Annotated in this window: 18 protein-coding genes; 13 read left to right on the top strand and 5 right to left on the bottom strand. The window is 51.8% G+C overall.

Translation table 11 applies throughout. The features are described 5' to 3' along the window. Window positions 1-82 precede the first annotated feature (82 nt). Window positions 83-1,354, bottom strand: coding sequence for an OmpP1/FadL family transporter (locus tag ACEN9A_RS11760; RefSeq protein ID WP_258673629.1), 1,272 nt, complete (start codon window positions 1,352-1,354; stop codon window positions 83-85). 198 nt (window positions 1,355-1,552) lie between these two features. Continuing rightward, the gene (locus ACEN9A_RS11755; RefSeq protein WP_258673628.1) at window positions 1,553-2,179 is read right to left on the bottom strand and encodes a TetR/AcrR family transcriptional regulator; all 627 of its coding nucleotides are present in this window, start codon (window positions 2,177-2,179) and stop codon (window positions 1,553-1,555) included. Window positions 2,180-2,453: 274 nt separating this feature from the next. Between ACEN9A_RS11755 and ACEN9A_RS11750 the strand changes: the two genes are divergently transcribed. Beyond that, window positions 2,454-3,629, top strand: a complete 1,176-nt coding sequence (locus tag ACEN9A_RS11750) for a PAS domain-containing sensor histidine kinase (protein ID WP_258673627.1) — start codon at window positions 2,454-2,456, stop codon at window positions 3,627-3,629. 481 nt (window positions 3,630-4,110) lie between these two features. On the opposite strand, the gene ACEN9A_RS11745 is transcribed toward ACEN9A_RS11750, so the two are convergent. Further along, window positions 4,111-5,037 carry an AraC family transcriptional regulator gene (locus tag ACEN9A_RS11745; RefSeq protein WP_258673626.1) on the bottom strand — a complete coding sequence of 309 codons (927 nt, stop codon included), beginning with the start codon at window positions 5,035-5,037 and terminating at the stop codon, window positions 4,111-4,113. Between the two features lie 165 nt (window positions 5,038-5,202). Between ACEN9A_RS11745 and ACEN9A_RS11740 the strand changes: the two genes are divergently transcribed. The 3 genes from ACEN9A_RS11740 (at window position 5,203) to ACEN9A_RS11730 (ending at window position 8,617) form a co-directional block, all read left to right on the top strand. Continuing rightward, window positions 5,203-6,252 carry an NAD(P)-dependent alcohol dehydrogenase gene (locus ACEN9A_RS11740; RefSeq protein ID WP_258673623.1) on the top strand — a complete coding sequence of 350 codons (1,050 nt, stop codon included), beginning with the start codon at window positions 5,203-5,205 and terminating at the stop codon, window positions 6,250-6,252. Between the two features lie 44 nt (window positions 6,253-6,296). Next, a complete protein-coding gene (locus ACEN9A_RS11735) occupies window positions 6,297-7,319 on the top strand; it encodes an alpha/beta hydrolase (RefSeq protein ID WP_018927734.1) in 1,023 nt (340 codons plus the stop codon). An 89-nt stretch (window positions 7,320-7,408) separates the two neighbouring features. Continuing rightward, window positions 7,409-8,617: an MFS transporter gene (locus tag ACEN9A_RS11730; protein WP_258673621.1), complete on the top strand. Its 1,209-nt coding sequence runs from the start codon at window positions 7,409-7,411 to the stop codon at window positions 8,615-8,617. A gap of 255 nt (window positions 8,618-8,872) precedes the next feature. Here the strand turns inward: ACEN9A_RS11730 and ACEN9A_RS11725 are convergent, their stop codons facing one another. Next, a complete protein-coding gene (locus ACEN9A_RS11725) occupies window positions 8,873-9,304 on the bottom strand; it encodes an Lrp/AsnC family transcriptional regulator (protein ID WP_019578517.1) in 432 nt (143 codons plus the stop codon). Window positions 9,305-9,504: 200 nt separating this feature from the next. On the opposite strand from ACEN9A_RS11725, the gene ACEN9A_RS11720 reads away from it, so the two are divergent. The 4 genes from ACEN9A_RS11720 (at window position 9,505) to ACEN9A_RS11705 (ending at window position 14,269) form a co-directional block, all read left to right on the top strand. Further along, on the top strand, window positions 9,505-10,224 hold the full coding sequence (locus tag ACEN9A_RS11720; RefSeq protein ID WP_258673618.1) for a YczE/YyaS/YitT family protein: 720 nt from the start codon (window positions 9,505-9,507) through the stop codon (window positions 10,222-10,224). A 100-nt stretch (window positions 10,225-10,324) separates the two neighbouring features. Continuing rightward, window positions 10,325-11,809, top strand: coding sequence for an AmmeMemoRadiSam system radical SAM enzyme (gene amrS, locus ACEN9A_RS11715; protein WP_258673617.1), 1,485 nt, complete (start codon window positions 10,325-10,327; stop codon window positions 11,807-11,809). Further along, a complete protein-coding gene (locus ACEN9A_RS11710) occupies window positions 11,806-12,951 on the top strand; it encodes a trans-sulfuration enzyme family protein (RefSeq protein WP_018927728.1) in 1,146 nt (381 codons plus the stop codon). The genes amrS and ACEN9A_RS11710 overlap by 4 nt, the downstream gene beginning before the upstream one ends. A gap of 61 nt (window positions 12,952-13,012) precedes the next feature. Next, a complete protein-coding gene (locus ACEN9A_RS11705; protein ID WP_258673616.1) occupies window positions 13,013-14,269 on the top strand; it encodes an aminotransferase-like domain-containing protein in 1,257 nt (418 codons plus the stop codon). Between the two features lie 84 nt (window positions 14,270-14,353). Here the strand turns inward: ACEN9A_RS11705 and ACEN9A_RS11700 are convergent, their stop codons facing one another. After that, window positions 14,354-14,986, bottom strand: coding sequence for a LysE family translocator (locus ACEN9A_RS11700; RefSeq protein ID WP_018927726.1), 633 nt, complete (start codon window positions 14,984-14,986; stop codon window positions 14,354-14,356). A gap of 337 nt (window positions 14,987-15,323) precedes the next feature. On the opposite strand from ACEN9A_RS11700, the gene ACEN9A_RS11695 reads away from it, so the two are divergent. The 5 genes from ACEN9A_RS11695 to ACEN9A_RS11675 all read left to right on the top strand — a co-directional run bounded on the left by ACEN9A_RS11695 (window position 15,324) and on the right by ACEN9A_RS11675 (window position 19,129). After that, window positions 15,324-15,545 (top strand): hypothetical protein, encoded by a 222-nt coding sequence (locus tag ACEN9A_RS11695; protein WP_258673615.1) that lies wholly within the window; start codon window positions 15,324-15,326, stop codon window positions 15,543-15,545. Beyond that, window positions 15,529-16,929, top strand: coding sequence for an MATE family efflux transporter (locus ACEN9A_RS11690; RefSeq protein ID WP_258673614.1), 1,401 nt, complete (start codon window positions 15,529-15,531; stop codon window positions 16,927-16,929). Before ACEN9A_RS11695 ends, ACEN9A_RS11690 begins: the two co-directional genes overlap by 17 nt. Next, window positions 16,926-17,147, top strand: coding sequence for a hypothetical protein (locus tag ACEN9A_RS11685; RefSeq protein ID WP_258673613.1), 222 nt, complete (start codon window positions 16,926-16,928; stop codon window positions 17,145-17,147). Before ACEN9A_RS11690 ends, ACEN9A_RS11685 begins: the two co-directional genes overlap by 4 nt. Window positions 17,148-17,842: 695 nt before the next feature. Next, on the top strand, window positions 17,843-18,358 hold the full coding sequence (locus ACEN9A_RS11680; RefSeq protein WP_413386565.1) for a hypothetical protein: 516 nt from the start codon (window positions 17,843-17,845) through the stop codon (window positions 18,356-18,358). Between the two features lie 198 nt (window positions 18,359-18,556). Continuing rightward, entirely contained in the window at window positions 18,557-19,129 is a 573-nt protein-coding gene (locus ACEN9A_RS11675; protein ID WP_258673611.1) for a hypothetical protein, read from the top strand. The last annotated feature ends 107 nt before the right edge of the window (window positions 19,130-19,236 follow it).

Raw genomic sequence — 19,236 nt, 5'->3', positions numbered from 1 at the left:
GGGAAAGGCCCGAGATGTGTTCCTAAAGGTCGGGAGGCAACGCGTGCTCCCGACAGGACATTCATCGTGTAACAGCACTCAATTAGAAGCGGTAACTCACAGACGTACCGAGCCCGTTTGCACTGTTCTTAAATTTGGCACTGTATGCACCTCTATTCGCAGAGGCGTCGTTGATCCGCACGCTCTCCTCCCATAGGTAGGAATAAGCAACATCGATCGTGACATTGTCCGCCGGAGTCCAGCCAGCACCGAAGCTGATAACCTTCCGGTCACCCGTAGGAATACGTGGTCCACGGTTGGTGTTGTTGGTGGGAGACTGGTCGACCGAGAAGCCTGCGCGAAGTACCCATTGGCTGTTCAATTTGTACGCCGTGCCGATAGCGTGAGCCCACGTATCATGCCAGTTCTGTTCTTCGGTAATCGTGCCCAGCGAGCCGCTCAACAAAGGGGGTAAACCCGTGTTCTCGATGGTTAATTCTTTAAAGCGACTCCAACGTGTCCAGGTACTCCCCAAATATAGAGTCCAGTCATTATTGAGCTGATGAGTCACCGAGAAATCCACTGACTCTGGGGTATCCACATCCAGTGAAGCGTCATAACTCCGACCGCTGACCCCCAACACGCTAAAGATGCCGTCGGTGACCTTGGTCTTGGCGTCCAAGTGGTAACTGACCTTGGAATGGTAAGTCATGCCCAAGCGAGTTTGGTCTGTAGCCTGCACCAGGATACCGGCGTTGAAACCGAGGGCCGTGTCATCGCCCGTGCTTTTGAGTTTTCCGTCATTGCGACCTGGGCTAAGTGGATTGGGCACCATCCCGGACAGCTCACCGGTGATGCGGTTGATAGTCGGACCGAACCCGATCGAAACTTTGTCGTTAAAGGCATAGCTGATGGTGGGCTGGAACGTAAGGGTCGTGACCTCACTTTTGTTGGCGTAGTAACGCCCGGCAAAATCGCTGCCGTAGTCAGTCATCAGACCGAAAGGTACATAAAAACCTACACCGAACACCCAATGCTCATCGATGGGTTTGACGTAGTAACCCATAGGCACTGTGGTGGTTGGCACCATGTCGCCGTCTTCCTGGCCTCCGAATGTACTGCGGGTTTGGCTTATGTCGGTCTTCGCGAATAGAGTCGCCGCGCCCACGCTGACCTGCTCTCTTTTCAATCGAGACATACCCGCCGGATTACCGAAGACCGTGCTCGCATCTTCAGCGGATGAGGAGCGCCCGGCAAACCCGGACCCCATCCCACTGACGCTTTGTTCATTGAGAGCGAAACCGCTTGCAAACACATTTGAAGATGCGAGCACGACAGCGAGGCCAAATGGGCTCTTGAGCAACATTTTTTTCATTGTTTGAACTCTATGGGATCACTGAGATGAAGCAGTAGAAGTAACGGCTCACCATATTTATTCATGTGACCAATTCAGTCAACAGTCACAATGCGAATAAATGAAATGCCCTTCGACGACTGGAAGAAGGGCAAAGTGAAAAGCCGTTTTGGTGATGTGTCGCTTACACAGGCATGACGTAAAACCGTTAGCCGAAGGTCAAGGCATGAGGCTACGCAAAATGAGGTTGGCGGTGAGCGTGGGCGCCTCCTCGACATAATCGAGGTTGTACTGCAGGAGTAAAGGATTGACGAAAGGCCGCAAAGCCAGATGTATCGCTTCTACTGTTTCGTCCAGGGGAGTCTTGCGTTCAAATTCGCTGATCTCTCGCCCTTCCCGCACGATTTGCAACACGAAGCGTTTGATCTGTGCGTCATAAGCCTGCGTACTGGGCCAGCTTTCCGACGCCGCAAATGCTGCAATGTCATAGAGTTTTCGGTCGTTAAAGAACAGATTCACGCCTGTGGCGACCACAGTTTTGACCAATCGTCGAAAGCGTTCCGTCGGCGACAGGTCTTCTACATTGATCGCCTGCTCCACAGCCGCGACGATTTCTGCCAGACAATTTGCACAGATGGCTTCACCGATCGCCTGCTTGGAATCAAAAAATTTGTAGATGTAGGCCTTGGAAAACCCAATGGCCCTAGCCAGGTCGGAAACCGTGGTTTTGCCGTAGCCGTACTGACTGAAGTGTTCGTTGGCCGCCGCAACAATCTGATCTCGAATGTCGTGATCGGCTGGGCCACGGGGGCTGGGCGAAGCTGAAGATATTGATGGCTGATTCATGGGAACAGCTTACTCACCCAATCGCCGACTGACAACTTGTGACCGATAAGATATCTAGTCACGAATCGGCCATTTTGAACGACTTTTCCGAGCGCCCACAAACTTCATCACTTGAGCCGGTCGACAGTGGCTGCCTCGAAGAGTTGATGCAACAGATTGGCTAACCCTCCGTATGTCGAGACCAAGCACTGCAAAAGGAGTAAATTTTGAGAGTCCTTGCCCAAGTGGTGTCTATAATTTTTCAGATATCGGCCCCATTGGTCAGTGAATACAAATGCCCGCAGATGACGACTCGCTGCCCGGTTCTGAAATTCTCTTCGATGAAGCTGATTGTGGCTTACTGCCTACCGCAGAAAATGGCCAGATCGCACAGGTCAACCTCACCTTCTGCCGCTGGATTGGCTACCGCAGGAGTGAGCTGGTCGGTCGTCACATCCAAGACCTGATGAGCCCTGAAGGGAGGACGTTTCACAGGACGTACTGGGCGCCCCTTATGCAAATCCAGGGCGTGATCGCTGATGTCAAATTCGATCTCGTTCACTACAACGGACATTCAATTCCGATGATGCTCAGCGCCGTCCGTTGTGAGAGTTCTGCTGGCATATTTCATGAAATGACGCTGTTCAAAGCCGAAGATCGGCAAAGATACGAGCGTGAGCTGCTCCATGCCCGAATGCTCGCAGAAAGACATTTGGCAAAACACCTCAAGGATCAACGGGTGATGGATATCACCCAAGACAAGCTGCGCATCACTTACGCCGCGGCGGAAGACCGGGCCCTGTTCGCCGAGCAGCTTATCGGGATTGTCAGTCACGACCTGCGCAACCCATTGTCGGCGATAAAAATGGCAACAGAACTGCTGGGCCGCAGGGAGATGGATGCTAAGCAGGCACAAATCCTTGGCCACATCACCCACTCCGCAGAGCGCGCGCAGCGCCTGGTGGCCGATCTGCTGGATTTCACCTTGACGCAGGTCGGGCGAGGTATCGCAGTTCTGCCCAAACCCGTCGATCTACACGAACTGGTGGCCGACTGTCTGGACGAGTTGAGTCTGGCGTTCCCCGGGCATGAATTGACCCACCTGCGTTATGGGCAAGGTGACTTTACTGCCGACAGTGATCGACTCTATCAGCTCATCGGCAACCTGGTCGCCAATGCAGTGGCCTACGGTGCTGCCGATAGCGGAGTCACCGTTTCTTCGCGCATCGAAGATCCAGCGGTCATTATTACAGTCCACAACCTTGGCACACCCATACCACCTGAGTTGCTCAAGGACCTGTTCGAACCGATGATCCGCGGCAGTCATGACAATGCTGAACTTAGAAGTGTCGGGCTGGGTTTGTTCATTGTTCGTGAGATCGCCAGGGCGCACCACGGCGACGTGGCTGTAACGTCTTCTCTAACGAGCGGAACAACATTCACTGCAACCTTTCCTCGCACCATAAATTAGCTTGGGTTGACCTTCGCTCAACCCCGTCGCCCTCCTTTGCTAGCCGTCGATAGCGTGGTGTGTTGCTTGCCAATCTGGTCCGCGAAGACTGGTGCCCTTCAACGACAAAACGCCTACCAGTTTACTGTTTGCCCGCAAATTGCCCAATCGCTCAGGCTGGGAAAACACTGGAGTAAGCCGAACGGGATGGTGTCCTGCAGCCACGGCGCGCTCCTTGAGCACATGCAAATTAGCCAAGGTTACTGCGAGGTGCCGTCGTCGAGACTGGTTCGGGGAACGTAACTGCGAACGAAGGTGTCATCTGTATAGGCACCGTGGTGTCGCAATCCTGTTGGGATAGAGAGGTGGCTTTCATGAACAATATTATCTACATCGTCGGGGCAGTTGTGATTGTCCTGGTTATTCTGTCGTTTGTCGGCCTTGTATAGCCTTAGCTGCCAGCTGAGAACCGTCCTGATGGCGCCTGCCTGACAGGGTGTATTTATGTTGCTACCCCCTGCCCTCGCAACATCGCAATATCCCGCTTGGGGGGTACGCCAAACAGACGGCTGTATTCGCGGCTGAACTGCGACGGGCTTTCATAGCCGACCTGGTAGGCTGCGCTTGATACTTCCTGATGCTCGTTGAGCATCAATCGCCTCGCCTCGTTCAATCGCAACCACTTCTGGTACTGCAACGGGCTCATCGAGGTGAGCTGGCGGAAGTGGTGATGAAAGGTGGGCGTGCTCATCTGCACTCGCGCCGCAAGTTCTTCGACGCGAAGCGCCGAGGCGTAATTCAACTTCAGCCAGTCGATGGCTTTTGCGATGCGATAACCCTGGCCATCGACCGAGGTAATCTGCCGCAACCTGGCAGCCTGATCACTCTTCAAGAGACGATAGTGAATCTCGCGCTGAATCAAGGGCGCAAGCACAGGGATGGCTTCGGGTTCATCGAGTAGCGCCAGCAAGCGCTCGAACGACGCCAACATGGCAGGCGTTACTGAACCAATCCCGACACCTTTCACCACTGATCGATCACGGGTTGGCGGCAAGTCACCCTGCACTATCAGCTCAGCCAACATGCGCAGATCGAGCTTCAAAGTCAGCCCCAGGCATGGCTGCTCCGGGCTTGCCACCAGCACCTCAGAATTGGCGGGCAAGTCCAATGAGGTGATCAGAAATCGCGACGTGTCATACGGGTAGCCCTCGCCACCTACCCACAACTGTTTCTCACCTTGGGCGACGAGGATGATGCTTGGCTCGACCATGCAGACGACGGGCGGCGACGGATGTTCGCGCCTGAAAAAGCCCAGGCCCGCAATGGGCGTTCCGTAGTCACCTGGTTTCGGGATCTGCTCGCCAATGATCCGCACGAGCGTTTCTTGTGGCGACAGGTGTTGAGCAGTAGTCTCGTGTTTGATCGTCATGTTCGCCTTGTACCTCTTCGCTGAACTCTAACTCGCCCGCTTACGACCGTCCTGCAAAAAAACAGAGACTCATAGAATCAGGCAAGTAATCCAGCGCAATGCACTACAGGGAGTCTGGGCAGAGCCGGAAAATGTTCATCCGACAAAGCCATTGAGGACTCTCCCATGCTTGTACAAGCCTACGGTGCTCATGCGGGCGACAAGCCCCTTGAACCGTTGCAAATCATTCGCCGCACACCCGCCACCCATGACGTTCAGATCGATATTGCCTTTTGCGGCATCTGCCATTCGGACTTGCACCAAGTGCGCGCCGAGTGGGCGGGCACGCAATTTCCATGCGTACCGGGGCACGAAATTGTGGGTCGTGTATCGGCGGTCGGCGCGCATGTTGTGGATTTCAAAGTCGGCGATCTGGTCGGTGTCGGTTGCATCGTCGACAGCTGCAAACACTGTGAAGACTGTGCCACGGGGCTGGAAAACTATTGCGACGGCATGGTCGGCACCTACAACTTCCCGACCCCGGACGCACCTGGCTGGACGCTCGGCGGCTACTCACAAAACATCGTGGTGCATGAACGTTATGTTCTGCGTATTCGCCATCCCGAAGAACAACTGGCCGCCGTCGCACCACTGCTGTGTGCGGGCATCACCACCTACTCCCCACTCCGTCACTGGAACGCCGGGCCGGGCAAGAAAATCGGCGTGGTCGGCATTGGTGGCCTGGGCCACATGGGCATCAAGCTGGCCCACGCGATGGGCGCCCACGTTGTGGCGTTCACTACATCCGAATCCAAGCGCGAAGCGGCGAAGGAATTGGGCGCGGACGAAGTGGTGGTATCGCGCAACGCTGAGGAGATGGCCGCGCATGCCAAGAGCTTCGACTTCATCCTCAACACCGTCGCAGCCCCCCACGATCTCGATGCCTTCCAGGTTCTACTCAAGCGCGATGGTGCGCTGACCCTGGTCGGTGCGCCCGCCTCGCCGCATCCATCGCCCAATGTGTTCAACCTGATCATGAAACGACGAACGATTGCCGGCTCGATGATCGGCGGTATCCCCGAGACGCAGGAGATGCTGGATTTCTGCGCCGAGCACGGCATCGTCGCCGACATCGAGTTGGTCCAGGTCGATCAGATCAACGAATCCTATGAGCGGATGCTCAAGGGCGACGTCAAGTATCGCTTCGTGATCGACAACGCCACATTGGCTGGCTAAGCGAAAGGCGCCAGCGAATTACCACTCATCAAAAGGACTATTCAGTGAAAGGCATTTTGCTTGCCCTAGGGCTGCTTGTTACCTCTTTTTCTTCAACGGGAGCCGATCTGTCGAACGGCGCGGACAACTTCTACAAAAGCGAAAAAGTGACGGTAGAAAAGGTCACCTTCAAGAATCAATACGGCATGAAGGTGGTGGGCAATCTGTTCATCCTGAAGAACCTCAATCCTCAATCGAAGAATGCCGCGATCATTGTCGGTCATCCAATGGGGGCAGTGAAGGAGCAGAGTGCAAACCTCTACGCCACAAAAATGGCCGAGCAGGGATTTGTCACACTGTCGCTGGACTTGTCCTTCTGGGGTGAAAGTGAAGGCACGCCTCGCCAGGCCGTTTCGCCTGATATCTACGCCGAAGACTTCAGTGCCGCCGTGGACTTTCTCGGCTCTCGCCCATTGGTCGACCGTGAACGTATCGGCGTCATCGGTATTTGCGGCAGTGGCAGCTTCGCCATCAGTGCGGCCAAGATCGATCCGCGCCTGAAGGCCATCGCCACCGTCAGCATGTACGACATGGGCGCCGCCAATCGTAATGGCCTCAAGCACAGTGTAACGATCGAACAACGCCAGCAAATCATTCGCGAAGCGGCGCAGCAGCGCAACGCCGAATTCTGGGGTGGCGAAGTCCGCTATACCAGCGGCTCACCACTGAAGCTGACCGGCAACGCCGTGGGTGACGAGTTCTACGATTTCTATCGCACACCGCGTGGCGAGGTCACCCCTGCCGGCGCATCGGCACAGACAACCACCATGCCGACGCTGACCAGCAACGTGAAATTCATGAACTTCTATCCGTTCAACGACATCGAGACGATCTCCCCTCGCCCACTGCTGTTCATTGCTGGCGCCCGGGCACACTCACTCGAGTTCAGCGAGGATGCCTACAAACGCGCGGCAGAACCTAAAGAACTGCTCATCATTCCAGATGCCGGCCATGTGGATCTTTACGACCGGGTCGACCTCATTCCATTCGCCAAGTTGACCACATTCTTCAAAAGCAACCTGAAGTAGCACTGAACAGTGCCCTGGCCGGGCATCCGTTCTCACGCGCGGCCTCGTTCCCGGGGCCGCGACGCTTCGCGCATTACGGGATTCAATCAATGATCCAACCCACGCTCTCAGCCCCGCGAAAACCTGAACAATCATGGGGTGCCGTATTCGCCATGTCGCTCGCCGCCTTCGTCCTGGTGGCATCGGAGTTCATGCCCGTCAGCCTGCTGACACCGATTGCCGCCGATCTGCATATCACCGAAGGGCAAGCGGGCCAGGGCATTTCAGTCTCTGGGCTGTTTGCGCTATTCGCTAGCCTCCTGACCGCTTCGGTGGCGGCGCGGGTCGACCGCAAGCCACTGCTGTTGTCCCTGACGCTGCTGATGATCGTTTCGGGAACCGTGGTCGCGTTCGCGCCGAACTACTGGGTGTTCATGGCCGGCCGCGCGCTGATCGGCGTAGCAATTGGTGGTTTCTGGTCATTGTCGGCGGCAACTGCCATACGCCTGGTGCCTGACGACCAGATCGCTCGCGCCATGGCAGTCGTCAATGGCGGCAACGCTCTGGCGACAGTGATTGCAGCACCTCTGGGCAGTTTTCTCGGAGCCTTCATCGGATGGCGCGGCGCATTTTTGTGCGTCATCCCGGTCGCGGTAATCGCCAGTCTCTGGCTTTGGGCGAGCCTTCCTGCGATGAAGTCGCAAAGCGGTTCAGGCACTGGAAATGTTTTCAGGCTGATGAAAAGCACACCGGTCGCGTTAGGCATGGCGGCGGTCAGTGTCTTTTTCATGGGCCAGTTCATGCTATTTACCTACCTGCGCCCGTTCCTTGAAACGGTCACGCACGTCAGTATTTCCATGCTGTCACTGATGTTGCTCGTCCTCGGCCTGGCAGGCCTCGCGGGAACCTTCCTGATTGAAGCATTCTTGAAAAATGGCCTGCATCGCACCCTCATCGTCATCCCGATATTGATGGCGGCGATCGCACTGGCACTCGTTTCGTTCGGCAGCTCTGCGACTACCACCACCGTCTTGTTGGGCCTCTGGGGGCTGGTTGCGACCGCGGCGCCGGTGGGATGGTGGACATGGCTGGCCAGAACATTGCCAGAGGATGCTGAAGCCGGAGGCGGCTTAATGGTGGCGATCATCCAACTGGCCATTGCATCCGGCGCAACCGTTGGCGGGCTGGTATTTGACTCGAACGGCTATCGAGCGACTTTCGAGTTGAGCGCCACGCTGCTGGGCGTGGCGGCAGTTCTTGCCTTCCTGGCGGCACGCGCTGCCTCGCGAGAACCTGTTGCATCGGAGAGCATCGCTTGAAAAAACACAAGACATGCCAAGGCGAGTCTTGTGTTCCCTGTGGGGCAATCGCGGCCAAGTACGTTAGTGGGCGCAGGCACATCGGCCGCAGTACCCCAAGTGTCTGCGACCGGCATGACATTGTTCACCGTTCCTCAAAGAGCCGTGGACGTTAATTACCGATTCAGGGACAGATGAATCGCTGGTGGCGCCGTTCCGGGCAAACAAAATGATCACCCTTGAAATAGCTGACAGCTGACTGTTCTATGTACGGGCTCAAGGGACAAGCTTTCTTCTCTCGATGGGGACAGACAAGACAATGCTTGTACGTGTCTCACCGTACGCGTTGATCTTCGCAATGATATTTTCGATATCGGCCATTGACCTGGCATAGATCCTGATCAGGTAGGAGTCGTTACCCGTGACGTGCAGGCACTCAACGACTTCGGGTATGTCGTTGAGCGTCGCTATCAATTTGGATTTCGCAGGCTTGAGGGTGGTCATGCCGACGACAGCAGATATGCCGAACCCTAGTTTGGTTGGATCTAACTGAGCGCTATATCCCTTGATGACCCCAGAATCTTCGAGCTTTCGCAACCGATCAGTGGTGGCGGGAATAGAAAGACCTGCGTGCTTGGACAGCTCCGTGATGGAAATGCGACCAAAGTCCTGCACCTTCCCCAAGATTTTGATGTCTATACGGTCCATGTAAGCTCCCACAGCAAAAAGTATAAATTTTAATGAAAAGCACCCGGTTTTCATTAAAAAATAATGCACCAAAATAAAGCAGAGTGCTAGTCTATTTGCAGCCCGGTAAAGCCTAACAAGAACCCGGGTAATCAATAGCTCTGAATCCTTAGCGTTACGCACTGCATAATAAAATATTCTCCTCCAGGGATGGTGTTCGTATGGAAGATGAAAAAATAAAGTGTGAAAAAAAATCCTATCCATCATTCGCGAATTATATTGGAACGCAAGTCCTAAGTTTTCGTGATTTCAAGACGGATCAGATTTTTATGTATCTGGCTGGCGTCGCCCTTTTCTCGGTGGGGGCCAAGTTTTTCATAGTCAGTCAACTGGGGACTGACCCCTTAGATGTCCTGATCATCTCGATAAATAAAATACTCATGCTCGGAATGGGCGTTTGTTCGGGTATCGTTTCTCTATTCTTTCTGCTGTGGTGGATGCTCTGGAACAAGAAATATCCTCCGATAAGCCCATTTGTTACAACCACACTTACAGGTCTGTTGATTGACCTCTGGTCCGTGCTGGGGCTTGGAGAGTATTTGATTGTCAGAGTGAATGAGTACACGATATTGGCGATGGGTCTGGTGCTGTGTGCTTATTCGTCTGCACTGATTATCATGAGCGGTATTGGTATCAGAATCATGGACCTTGTGGTGCTTACCATGGTGTCCAAATGGGCGTGGTCATTCACCAAAGCCAAAATGATAATTGAAATTGGCATCTTTTCAACCGGATGGCTTCTAGGCGGGCCCTTCGGTATGGGAACCATTGCATTCTTGTTGGTCATAGGCCCTCTTATACAGCCATTCATGAATATAAACGCCAGGCGTTTTTCACTTAAGAATTATGGATTGACCAGCGTTTCTTCCGCCTATCAATAACTACTAGGGGATTGCTGCCACTGTGGCGGCGGGATTGTTTCGCCTCGACTATTTAAACCGATGATATTGACAGCAACTTCCGTAAAATGAGGAGTGAGAGATGGACACTACAAAAAATAAAAACTGGACCTTGGAAAGCACGCCTGCAAAGTTGGAAGAAATACTCCCGAACGGCGTTGTAAAGTGTCATCTTTCTCCCCGAAACTGTGTCATTCAGGAGGGTAAAGTAGGTTTTTGCAAGGTGCGCGGAAACAGAGGCGGCCGGTTAGTTACATTAAATTATGGCAAAGGCGTTCACAGCACCGAAGAGACCATCGAAACCGAGGCGGTATTCCACTTTGCTCCCGGAGAGCGAATCCTTTCCCTAGGCAATATCGGCTGCATGCTTAACTGCGGCTACTGCCACAATTGGAAGACCTCTCAGGCCAAGTATGTGACAGACAAAGATGTTTACTACTATACGCCTGAACAGGTTGTAGAAACCGCCTTGAAGCATGGTATACGCGTTATCTCCTGGACGTATAACGACCCTGTTGTCTGGCATGAATTCATCCTCGATACGGCAAAGCTGGCAAAGGAAGCGGGCTTAATCAATTTATATAAATCAGCTTTTTTTATCAGTGAAGAAGCCATTGATGAACTATTGCCCGTCATCGACATATTCTCGATTTCGCTAAAATCCATCTCCCCCGAATACTATCGAAAAGTCACAACAGGCTGGGTAGAGCCCGTTCTGGCTGGCATCAAGAAAGTATACGATGCTGGTAAATATGTTGAAGTCAGCACCTTGATGGTTACCGATATCAGTGACGATGAGGATACCGCCAGGAAAATCAGCCAGTGGGTACTGGATGAACTGGGCCCGAATGTACCGCTCCACTTTGTAAGGTTTCACCCTGATTATAAAATGAGTAATAGCATCAGGACGCCCGTGGATAGACTCCTGAAGGCCCGGGACATTGCCCGGAGCATGGGGGTTGAGCATGTTTATCTGGGCAACGTAAATGATGTCGAGGGCACCAATACCAACTGCAATAATTGTAACGCTCTACTCGTTACCCGCTACGGTTTGAATGCTGAACTGATCGGATTGGATAGCAACGGTTGCTGCACCCGGTGTGGGCACGACGCACACTTCAAGTTACTGGGCGAACACAAAGCGAACACGCCTGTTGAACTGCGAGAGGCTGCATTGACCTCTTACGAGAAGCGAAAGTTCGAGTGGCATGGGGATATCGTATCGCTGCACGCCCAAGTGCTGAATACTGAAGACTTTGAACAGACCGTCTACCTGCGGCGCAACTATACCGACGGGCTCAACAGTGATTGGAAATCACTGACATTGCGGCCGTATGAAAGCTATCGATTTATTATTGCCAAGGCACGAATTGATGAATCAGGCCCTGAAGTCTGGCTTCCCAAGGGGGTGAACTCAAATCTTCATGAAGTATTCGACAGGGCTCACTTCCCAACCGAGTCGATTGAAGAGATTGGTATTTCGCAAAACGACATCACGCCGACCATTGGGTATGAAGGCAAGCAGAACATGTATGAGCAGGTTATCAAACTGGTGAGCAAATCATGAGCGTGTCTACTGAAATACTCCACATCAGGGTCGATGACCGAGAGGCCCACCCATCCGTGACGCCTATTTATCAGTGCAGCGCTTTTAGCGCCGACTCGGCGTTCTTCTACTCGAGAAAAGCCAATCCCAATGTGACTGAGCTGGAGCAGGTTGTCGCTGCACTGGAAGGAAGCGAATACGCCTTGGCCTACAGCACCGGAATGAGTGCCATCTACATGGTGCTGGAGCTGCTGAAACCCGGTGGGTCGCTGGTGATCAACAAATATATCTATGGCTGTTCTTATAAGCTGTTTCAGCGATATGCGGCACGTATCGGTGCGAAACTGACGATTCTGGATCTCACCACGGAAAGTGGATTGAAAGAGTTGCCGTCGGACGTGGACATGGTCATTTTCGAAACACCGACCAATCCCTTTCTGAAAGACATTGATATTCATGCGGTCAGCAAGGCGGTTAAGCAAAACAACCCACACGCTCTGGTGGTCGTTGACAACACGTGGGCCACTCCGATATTTCAAAAGCCTCTGAACTTCGGCGCGGATATTTCTCTGTACAGCGCAACGAAGTATTTCTCCGGGCATAGCGATGTCATGGGCGGCCTGGTACTCGTCAACAATGAAATGATTTATACGCGCCTCCTCGAAGGCCGCTTTTACTCAGGCTCAATATTAGCGCCTAATAGCGCATGGCTGCTCCGCAGAAGCATGCAGACATTTAACCTGCGCATGGAGAAACACAGCAACACAACCTCCAGCATGCTCAACTATCTACGGGAACTGCCCTTTATTGAGCATGTATATTATCCACGAGTCGATGGTAAACAATTGACCGGCTACGGTGGCATTGTGTTTGTTGATATTCGGCCCGATCTGGTCCCCTTTTACAAAACCTTCACCAGCTCCCTCAAATGGTTTGGAACGGGTACGGGCATGGCCTGTGTCACGTCAATGGTTGCGCAACCCTTTAGTGGAAGCCATGCCTCGATGACTGAGCAGGAAAAAGCGGATATGGGGATTGAAAAGGGGTTGGTACGATTGTGTTTTGGTTTAGAGGCCCTTGAGGATCTTAAAGAGGATCTACTTCAGGCATTTGTGGCCATGGAAAATATGGCCAATCAAAAAAGTGCACTTAAACCTGCGTAACAGATGTTAATCATGAGCAACGAGCCTTCAACGGCTCGTTGCTTTTTATGGAGAAGCGAGATTGCCCAGCGTACTCGAAAAAACGATATTCGAAGACCCTACTCTGAACGTTATCCATCTTCTAAATTCCATTTCCAGTGAAAATCCAGAGGCAATCTCTCTGGCTTCCGGTCGACCTGACGACGAGCAATGCGACCTGTCCCTCATCGATAAAGGGCTGGCCAGCTATGCACGATACGCCGTCGATACGGAACACTCGCTTGCGACACTACTTTGCCAATATGGAAAAACCACCGGAATTATCAACGGCATAATAGCCGAACACTTGCAGGTGGATGAAGGCATAAAAATTTTCAACCCTGAAAGTATTGTCGTGTGTATGGGGTTTCAGGAAGCTGCGACCTTGACACTGCTATCAATTTTTGAAGGAGGTGGTGTTTTATTAGTGCCTGACCCTGTGTTTTCCGGAATAACGGGGATTGCGAAATTATTAAGAATAAAAATTGTACCCGTTCCTGAGGACACCTTCCTCGATCCATCCGCCCTGCGCAAGGTAGCTGAAGATCTTGAGTCCAGAGGGGAAAAGGTAAAAGCGCTGTACGCGATTTCAGATTTTAGTAACCCTACTGCTAACAGCCTTTCCTATGAAGACAGAAAGGCCATGCTCTCCTTGGCCAATGAAATGAATTTTTTTATCCTGGAGGATAATGCCTACAGCTACTTCAGGTACGAGGGAGATAAAATCCCCTTGATGAAGTCAATCGACAGTAGTCGAGTATTCCTTCTTGGCTCTTTTGCAAAGTCAATTTTTCCGGGATTGCGTATGGGCTACGTAGTCGCCCCGGAGAGCGCTGGGGTGATTTCCTTTAGCGCCAGGTTATGTAAAGCCAAAAGCTTGATCACCGTCAATACACCTGCCCTGTGCCAGGCAATTGTCGGAGGTTTGCTGATAGAGAACAATTACTCTTTAAAACAGCTTAATCAACCAAGAGTGTTGTCTTACAGGCAAAAAAGAAACCATATGATTGAATGCCTTGAACGTGAATTCCCGATCAAGACTTGCTCTCGAAGAAGCGTCACCTGGAACCATCCAGAGGGAGGTTTTTTCATCAATGTACAGTTGCCCTTCACCTTTGAATATTTTGAAATGTGCGAGTGCGCCAGGAACTTCAAGGTTATTGTATTTCCCACTTCCTTGTTTTCGCTGACGAATCAGGCTGTCACTCAGGTCAGATTGTCGTTTAGCAATGCGACAGAATCAGAAATCAAACAAGCGATAGGCAGCCTCAGGGCGTACATTGAATCCAGAACGCAGTAAAGCATCCTCCCGTCAAACCGTAGGGGATTGATGCCAAGGCTTACTCATCAGTCAATAAGAAATAAGCCTTGCCTCATTTCCCTATTAAGCTGCTGTGGCGAGCATAACGCCAGTGGCTACTTGGTAGGCACCCAGAATGGTGATGGTTGACCCGGAAAAATAGTTGATCAACCTGAGCTTTGATTGGGAGATTCTGGTCTTGAATATGGAGGAGAATCCGCTCAATCCCAGCCACCAGACAGCCGAGCCTAGAAATATACCTGTCACCATAGGCAGCACTGAGTGCTGACCGCTTTGATCATTAGCCATGCCATCGCTCATGGCAGCAAATATCGCAATAAACGACAGGATGGTCATTGGGTTCGACAGTGTCAAAAACAGTGTACTCAAGTAGGCTTTTAACAGGTTGGCTCGTTCACCCGCCAGGGCTGTTGAGCTCGCTTTCGATTTTATTGTTTGATAACCAATGTACGCGAGGAACATCCCCCCCAAAATACACAACCATGGCTTAAAGCTAATGAGTGTCGCTATGATGACTGTGATTCCCAGCGCACCGACAAATCCATAGATCGAATCGGCTGTGGCCGCCCCTAACCCTGTCGCGAAACCTGCTCTCCATCCAAGCGCAAGGCTCCTCTGTATGCACAACAGCCCAATGGGTCCCACAGGGGCTGCGATACAAAGCCCAATGATCATCGACTTAATGAAAATCAACATAAATGCACCTCCGCAATTGATGCTTAAAGGTTAGGAGAAGTACATTTTTTTATGAATTAATTATTAATTCCCATAGAGGTTTTTTTGATAATTTTGTAAGAAGTATTCTTATCTTTCCTTCATTATTAAGGTGCACTCTGTGATGAGCCTTACTAAACACGATCGGGATGCCATTCGCCTTCGACGATGACACCGGCCAGGACGTTGCAGGCATTCCTGGACGACTCGGGTTTTGAAGGGCTTTGGATAAGAGGTTCGTTAGCGCATGGCGATCCGCTTGTGAGGCTAAAAATGGTGTCCACTGGGTCCATCCATATGACAGGATAGTTCGCGCAACTTGCACCGGGATCTGTTTACCAACGCATTCAAGATCGGCCCGCAAGCCCCAGAACCGCTCATGCATTCAGCCTGCGTCGCCTTCGGCATGGAGCGTCTGCTGTTGTTGCTGCTGGCGCAGATTGGAAATCCCGACACACTGCTGGCTCTTTTACGCGAGGTGTTGGGCGACCATCGCGGCAGCCGCGAGACAAAGGAATGTGAATATGCGGCACTGGTTTGACGCAGGGGTGGCGAAAAGAATCGCTATCGTCTCGTTTCCGTTGATGGGGACGATGGTCGGCAATTTATTGATGATGCTTGTCGACAGGCTATGCCTGGCAAACTACTCACAAGATACGCTGGCCGCCTCCGGTCCAGCAGTATTCACGAGCATGGCGATCATCGCTTTCTTCTGTAGCACCGTAGGCGTGTCACGTTCCTTTATTGCACAGGCGAATGGTCGATCGGGGCTCAGCGAGGCTTGGAATGAAGCCGCACTGGGGCTGCTCCTTGGTATTGCCTGCGGTGCCCTGCTGTTTGTCGCCGCTCCGTTGATCGCGATGATCCCACAGCTCAGCTCCCGCCCACCGCAGATTGTCAGCCTCGAATCGCAGTACATGCTCTGGGCGGCGATCTTCGGTGGCGTAATGACGATCGACACAGCGCTGTCCTCGTTCTTCAACGGTGTGGGTCGAACCCGCGAAACGCTCATGATCGGCATCGTTGGTCAAGTAGTCGACTCAATCTTCACCGTCGGCCTGGTCTTCGGAAAGTTCGGGCTGCCCGAAATGGGAATGGCCGGAGCCGCTATCGGTACGTTGATCGGCACTCTGTCCATGCTGACGTGCTACGCAGTAATGCTGCCTCGAGAAATCTGGCTTGAGTTGATGAACATCTTCATTGCCCGTAGCGAGCGCCTACTGCCTCGGCTGTTTTTCCGGCTGCGTAGAGGTGTTCCCAGTGGCTTATCCGCCGGGGTGGATCAGCTCGGCAACACTGCGTTCATCTGGATAGTCGCGGTACTGGGCTCTAGCGCGCTAGCGGCAAACAACGTCAATCTGACGATCAATTACCTGGGCATCATCCCGATCATCGGTTTGGGTATTGGTTGCAGCATTCTGTGCGCCACTGCAGTGGGCAAGGAGCAATACACTGAGTTGGCAACGATCCTACGGGTGACCGTGACCATCGAGCTGTTCTACGTACTGCTGGTTTCCACCGTTCAAATCACTTTGCCACAGGTCTTGCTCAAGGCTTTCGGCGACCTGGGGCACAACCCGGAGATCGTCGCCCTGGCCATCGATACACAACGCGTACTGTGGACATTCTCCGCCGCCTTTGTCTTCTCTATGACGGGTGCAGCCGTCTTGGAGAGTATTGGCATGGCCAGATTTTCGCTGGTAGTGCGCCTGATTCTGATGTGGTTTATAAGCATTCCGTTGATCTATTACGTCGCAATGAGCAATCGCGATGTGCCGTCGTCGCTGATGACATGCTGGGTCATCGGTTCGGTGTTCGAATTTTCGATTGGCGCAATTTATTTCTGGCGAATCGCCAAAGCCATTCGAGGGGCCGAAAACCGTCTTCACGCCGATCCTCATCCGGCGAGCGAGAGCGCCCTATGAACCTGAATGAAGTCATTCGTTTCGCACCTTTAGCGATCAACTGCTTTACAGGAAGTCTGGCACAACTATCCAGACGAGGCGGTGTCCTCATCAATGAAGCACAACTGCTTGAGGCCAGCGACGGCTACCTCTGTACCGCGCAGGCCTCGATGAATGGGGCATGCCCGAATACACCTTCGCGGTTGAGAACGTCGGGCTTCGTGCTTGCAAGGCATTAGGCGGCAGAGTTGACCCACACGACTACGCCGGCGTGCTCGATCAGTAGCGTCTTGAGTTGCGTGACCCAATCTGTACCGATCGCCAATCGCGCCAGTAGCTAAATAGAGGAGCTGCTTGCATACCCAGCAAGGAATCAGGCTTCCTTCAACAACCCTCGCACCATCGACCTCAATTGCAGAAGAACCATTCCTGCTGGTCGATTTCCGGGCTCCCGTTGGCAAGTTCTCAAACCCTGTACTACTGTCATCTCGTGCTGGATGCTCGGGATCGTGGACGTTCGATCTCCCCCAAGGTCATGGAATGAAGACCCCATCGTGAACACACACGTGTTCCAACCGCTGTGCATACGACGTGTACGACGAGCCTAATGTGGCTCCGGTTCACAGGGAGGTGCTTATGGTGGCTTCAGGTCTAAAGCCTCGGCAGCAAATGCTGAGTATTCGCCAATGCATTGATACAAAGCACTCTGCTTTTCTCCCCTACCTCCCCTGGCATCCCCGCTCCAGATTTCAGCCCGCTAAGTACCAGTAACTGAGCATGCGCAGCGTGCACTACCTGAGCATGTGCCTGGTTTATAGGAATGATTGGTAGTGCAATGGATCCAGTGGCTATGAATGGATTTCGCTCTGCGAGATCAATGCACTGCCAAGGCAAACAAGCAGTGGTCATTATATACATTAGGAGTGATCGCATAGTGAGTAACATAACTGTATTCAAGTTTCGGGGACAGTATTTCATTGCTCTATGGATGTGCGTCACCAGCGGTTTATGCATTTTTTTAGGAGGGATATGGATTAAGCGTGACGGTGCATTAGGAGGCGGGATATTTTTATTAATATCCTTATCTTTAACCATATTAGTCGGAGGATTGATCTTAGCTGGACGCTCAGTTTTATCCATTGATGATCAGTGCTTATCCAGACAAATTTTTGGTAAAACCTGGCAAAAAATAAAATGGGAAAATGTCAGCTTAATTACTGCCTTCCCTGTATCTAGCATGCGCGGACTTAATGCCAGAGGATTTAATATATATCCTACAACAAAACCAATATTCCGGATTACTCCATCAGGGAAGATCACATTCACCGACCAGCTTGAAAACATTTCAGAGCTCATCGCTCTTATAAACGACTACGCCAGCCAGAAAAAAATACCAATTACAATCAGAAAAACATTGTTCGACGAGCTAAAACCCTCAGACAAATTATGAAAAAATCCAATATAACAAGCCGGCTGACAAACAATGGGTTTACGCCTATTCCTTCAGAAAATTACACTCCTCAAGCAGGTGATACCGTAGTATTTCAACCACATCCTGGCGGAAATCCGCCTGGATGTATTGCAATATTCATTAGTGATCAATGGGTGTCGAACTTCAACAAAAATCACTTCTCACCAGGTATCGGACATGAAAACTCGACATATCAAATATATCGAGCACCAAATCAATAATATAAAATCTATAACATTAGTCTATTTGCGAAACCTGGTATTCCTGCATGTCGCTGGAGTGCCGCTTCTATTTGCACAACCTGCCTACCCACAAGATGTCGAATCGACAGATATTGTATATCAACTATATAAGAATTATGGTTGGGAGGCGCTATTCTCATCTCCAGATGATGCCAAGAAGAGCATTGGAGACCCTCTTCTAATGCAATCGAAGGAAGAACTCGAGAAGTATTTTGATGACAAACTTGTGCACCTCATTTTAAAGGAGGCAGACTGTATTGCAAAAAATCCCGGCGAGACTTGCAAGTTAGAGTTTAATCCAATATTTGCCTCACAAGATGCTTCCGCATCAGAATTAAGCATAAAGAGCATCAATCCAAGGCGCGTTGACGTGCAATTTGTTTACCCATCAAATCATGAAAAAATCAAGCTTTCGTATGTAATGATTGATTCTCCGAAAGGATGGAGAATTGCAGATATCAAATATATTGACAGTCATGCATCACTGAAGAATCTTCTGGAAAGATAAGGTAATGTAACCCCCACGGTACAGGCCAAATCTCCTCACGGGCGGCTTGGATGAAGTATTCAACCGCACCGAGGCCAGTGGCAGCACCTACAGCCACTTGGTTGATG

It is taken from the genome of Pseudomonas sp. Pseusp18, assembly GCF_059506005.1.
This window is presented reverse-complemented; position numbering and strand designations above follow the sequence as displayed.

What these genes read in the sequence shown, in the direction of transcription:
- ACEN9A_RS11725 (WP_019578517.1), bottom strand. Translation starts at nt 9,304, where the DNA reads ATGGACCGTATAGACATCAAAATCTTGGGGAAGGTGCAGGACTTTGGT.
- ACEN9A_RS11720 (WP_258673618.1), top strand. Translation starts at nt 9,505, where the DNA reads ATGGAAGATGAAAAAATAAAGTGTGAAAAAAAATCCTATCCATCATTC.
- ACEN9A_RS11690 (WP_258673614.1), top strand. Translation starts at nt 15,529, where the DNA reads ATGCGGCACTGGTTTGACGCAGGGGTGGCGAAAAGAATCGCTATCGTC.
- ACEN9A_RS11710 (WP_018927728.1), top strand. Translation starts at nt 11,806, where the DNA reads ATGAGCGTGTCTACTGAAATACTCCACATCAGGGTCGATGACCGAGAG.
- ACEN9A_RS11755 (WP_258673628.1), bottom strand. Translation starts at nt 2,179, where the DNA reads ATGAATCAGCCATCAATATCTTCAGCTTCGCCCAGCCCCCGTGGCCCA.
- ACEN9A_RS11745 (WP_258673626.1), bottom strand. Translation starts at nt 5,037, where the DNA reads ATGACGATCAAACACGAGACTACTGCTCAACACCTGTCGCCACAAGAA.
- ACEN9A_RS11750 (WP_258673627.1), top strand. Translation starts at nt 2,454, where the DNA reads ATGCCCGCAGATGACGACTCGCTGCCCGGTTCTGAAATTCTCTTCGAT.
- ACEN9A_RS11760 (WP_258673629.1), bottom strand. Translation starts at nt 1,354, where the DNA reads ATGAAAAAAATGTTGCTCAAGAGCCCATTTGGCCTCGCTGTCGTGCTC.
- ACEN9A_RS11730 (WP_258673621.1), top strand. Translation starts at nt 7,409, where the DNA reads ATGATCCAACCCACGCTCTCAGCCCCGCGAAAACCTGAACAATCATGG.
- ACEN9A_RS11675 (WP_258673611.1), top strand. Translation starts at nt 18,557, where the DNA reads ATGAAAACTCGACATATCAAATATATCGAGCACCAAATCAATAATATA.
- ACEN9A_RS11740 (WP_258673623.1), top strand. Translation starts at nt 5,203, where the DNA reads ATGCTTGTACAAGCCTACGGTGCTCATGCGGGCGACAAGCCCCTTGAA.
- ACEN9A_RS11700 (WP_018927726.1), bottom strand. Translation starts at nt 14,986, where the DNA reads ATGTTGATTTTCATTAAGTCGATGATCATTGGGCTTTGTATCGCAGCC.
- amrS (WP_258673617.1), top strand. Translation starts at nt 10,325, where the DNA reads ATGGACACTACAAAAAATAAAAACTGGACCTTGGAAAGCACGCCTGCA.
- ACEN9A_RS11685 (WP_258673613.1), top strand. Translation starts at nt 16,926, where the DNA reads ATGAACCTGAATGAAGTCATTCGTTTCGCACCTTTAGCGATCAACTGC.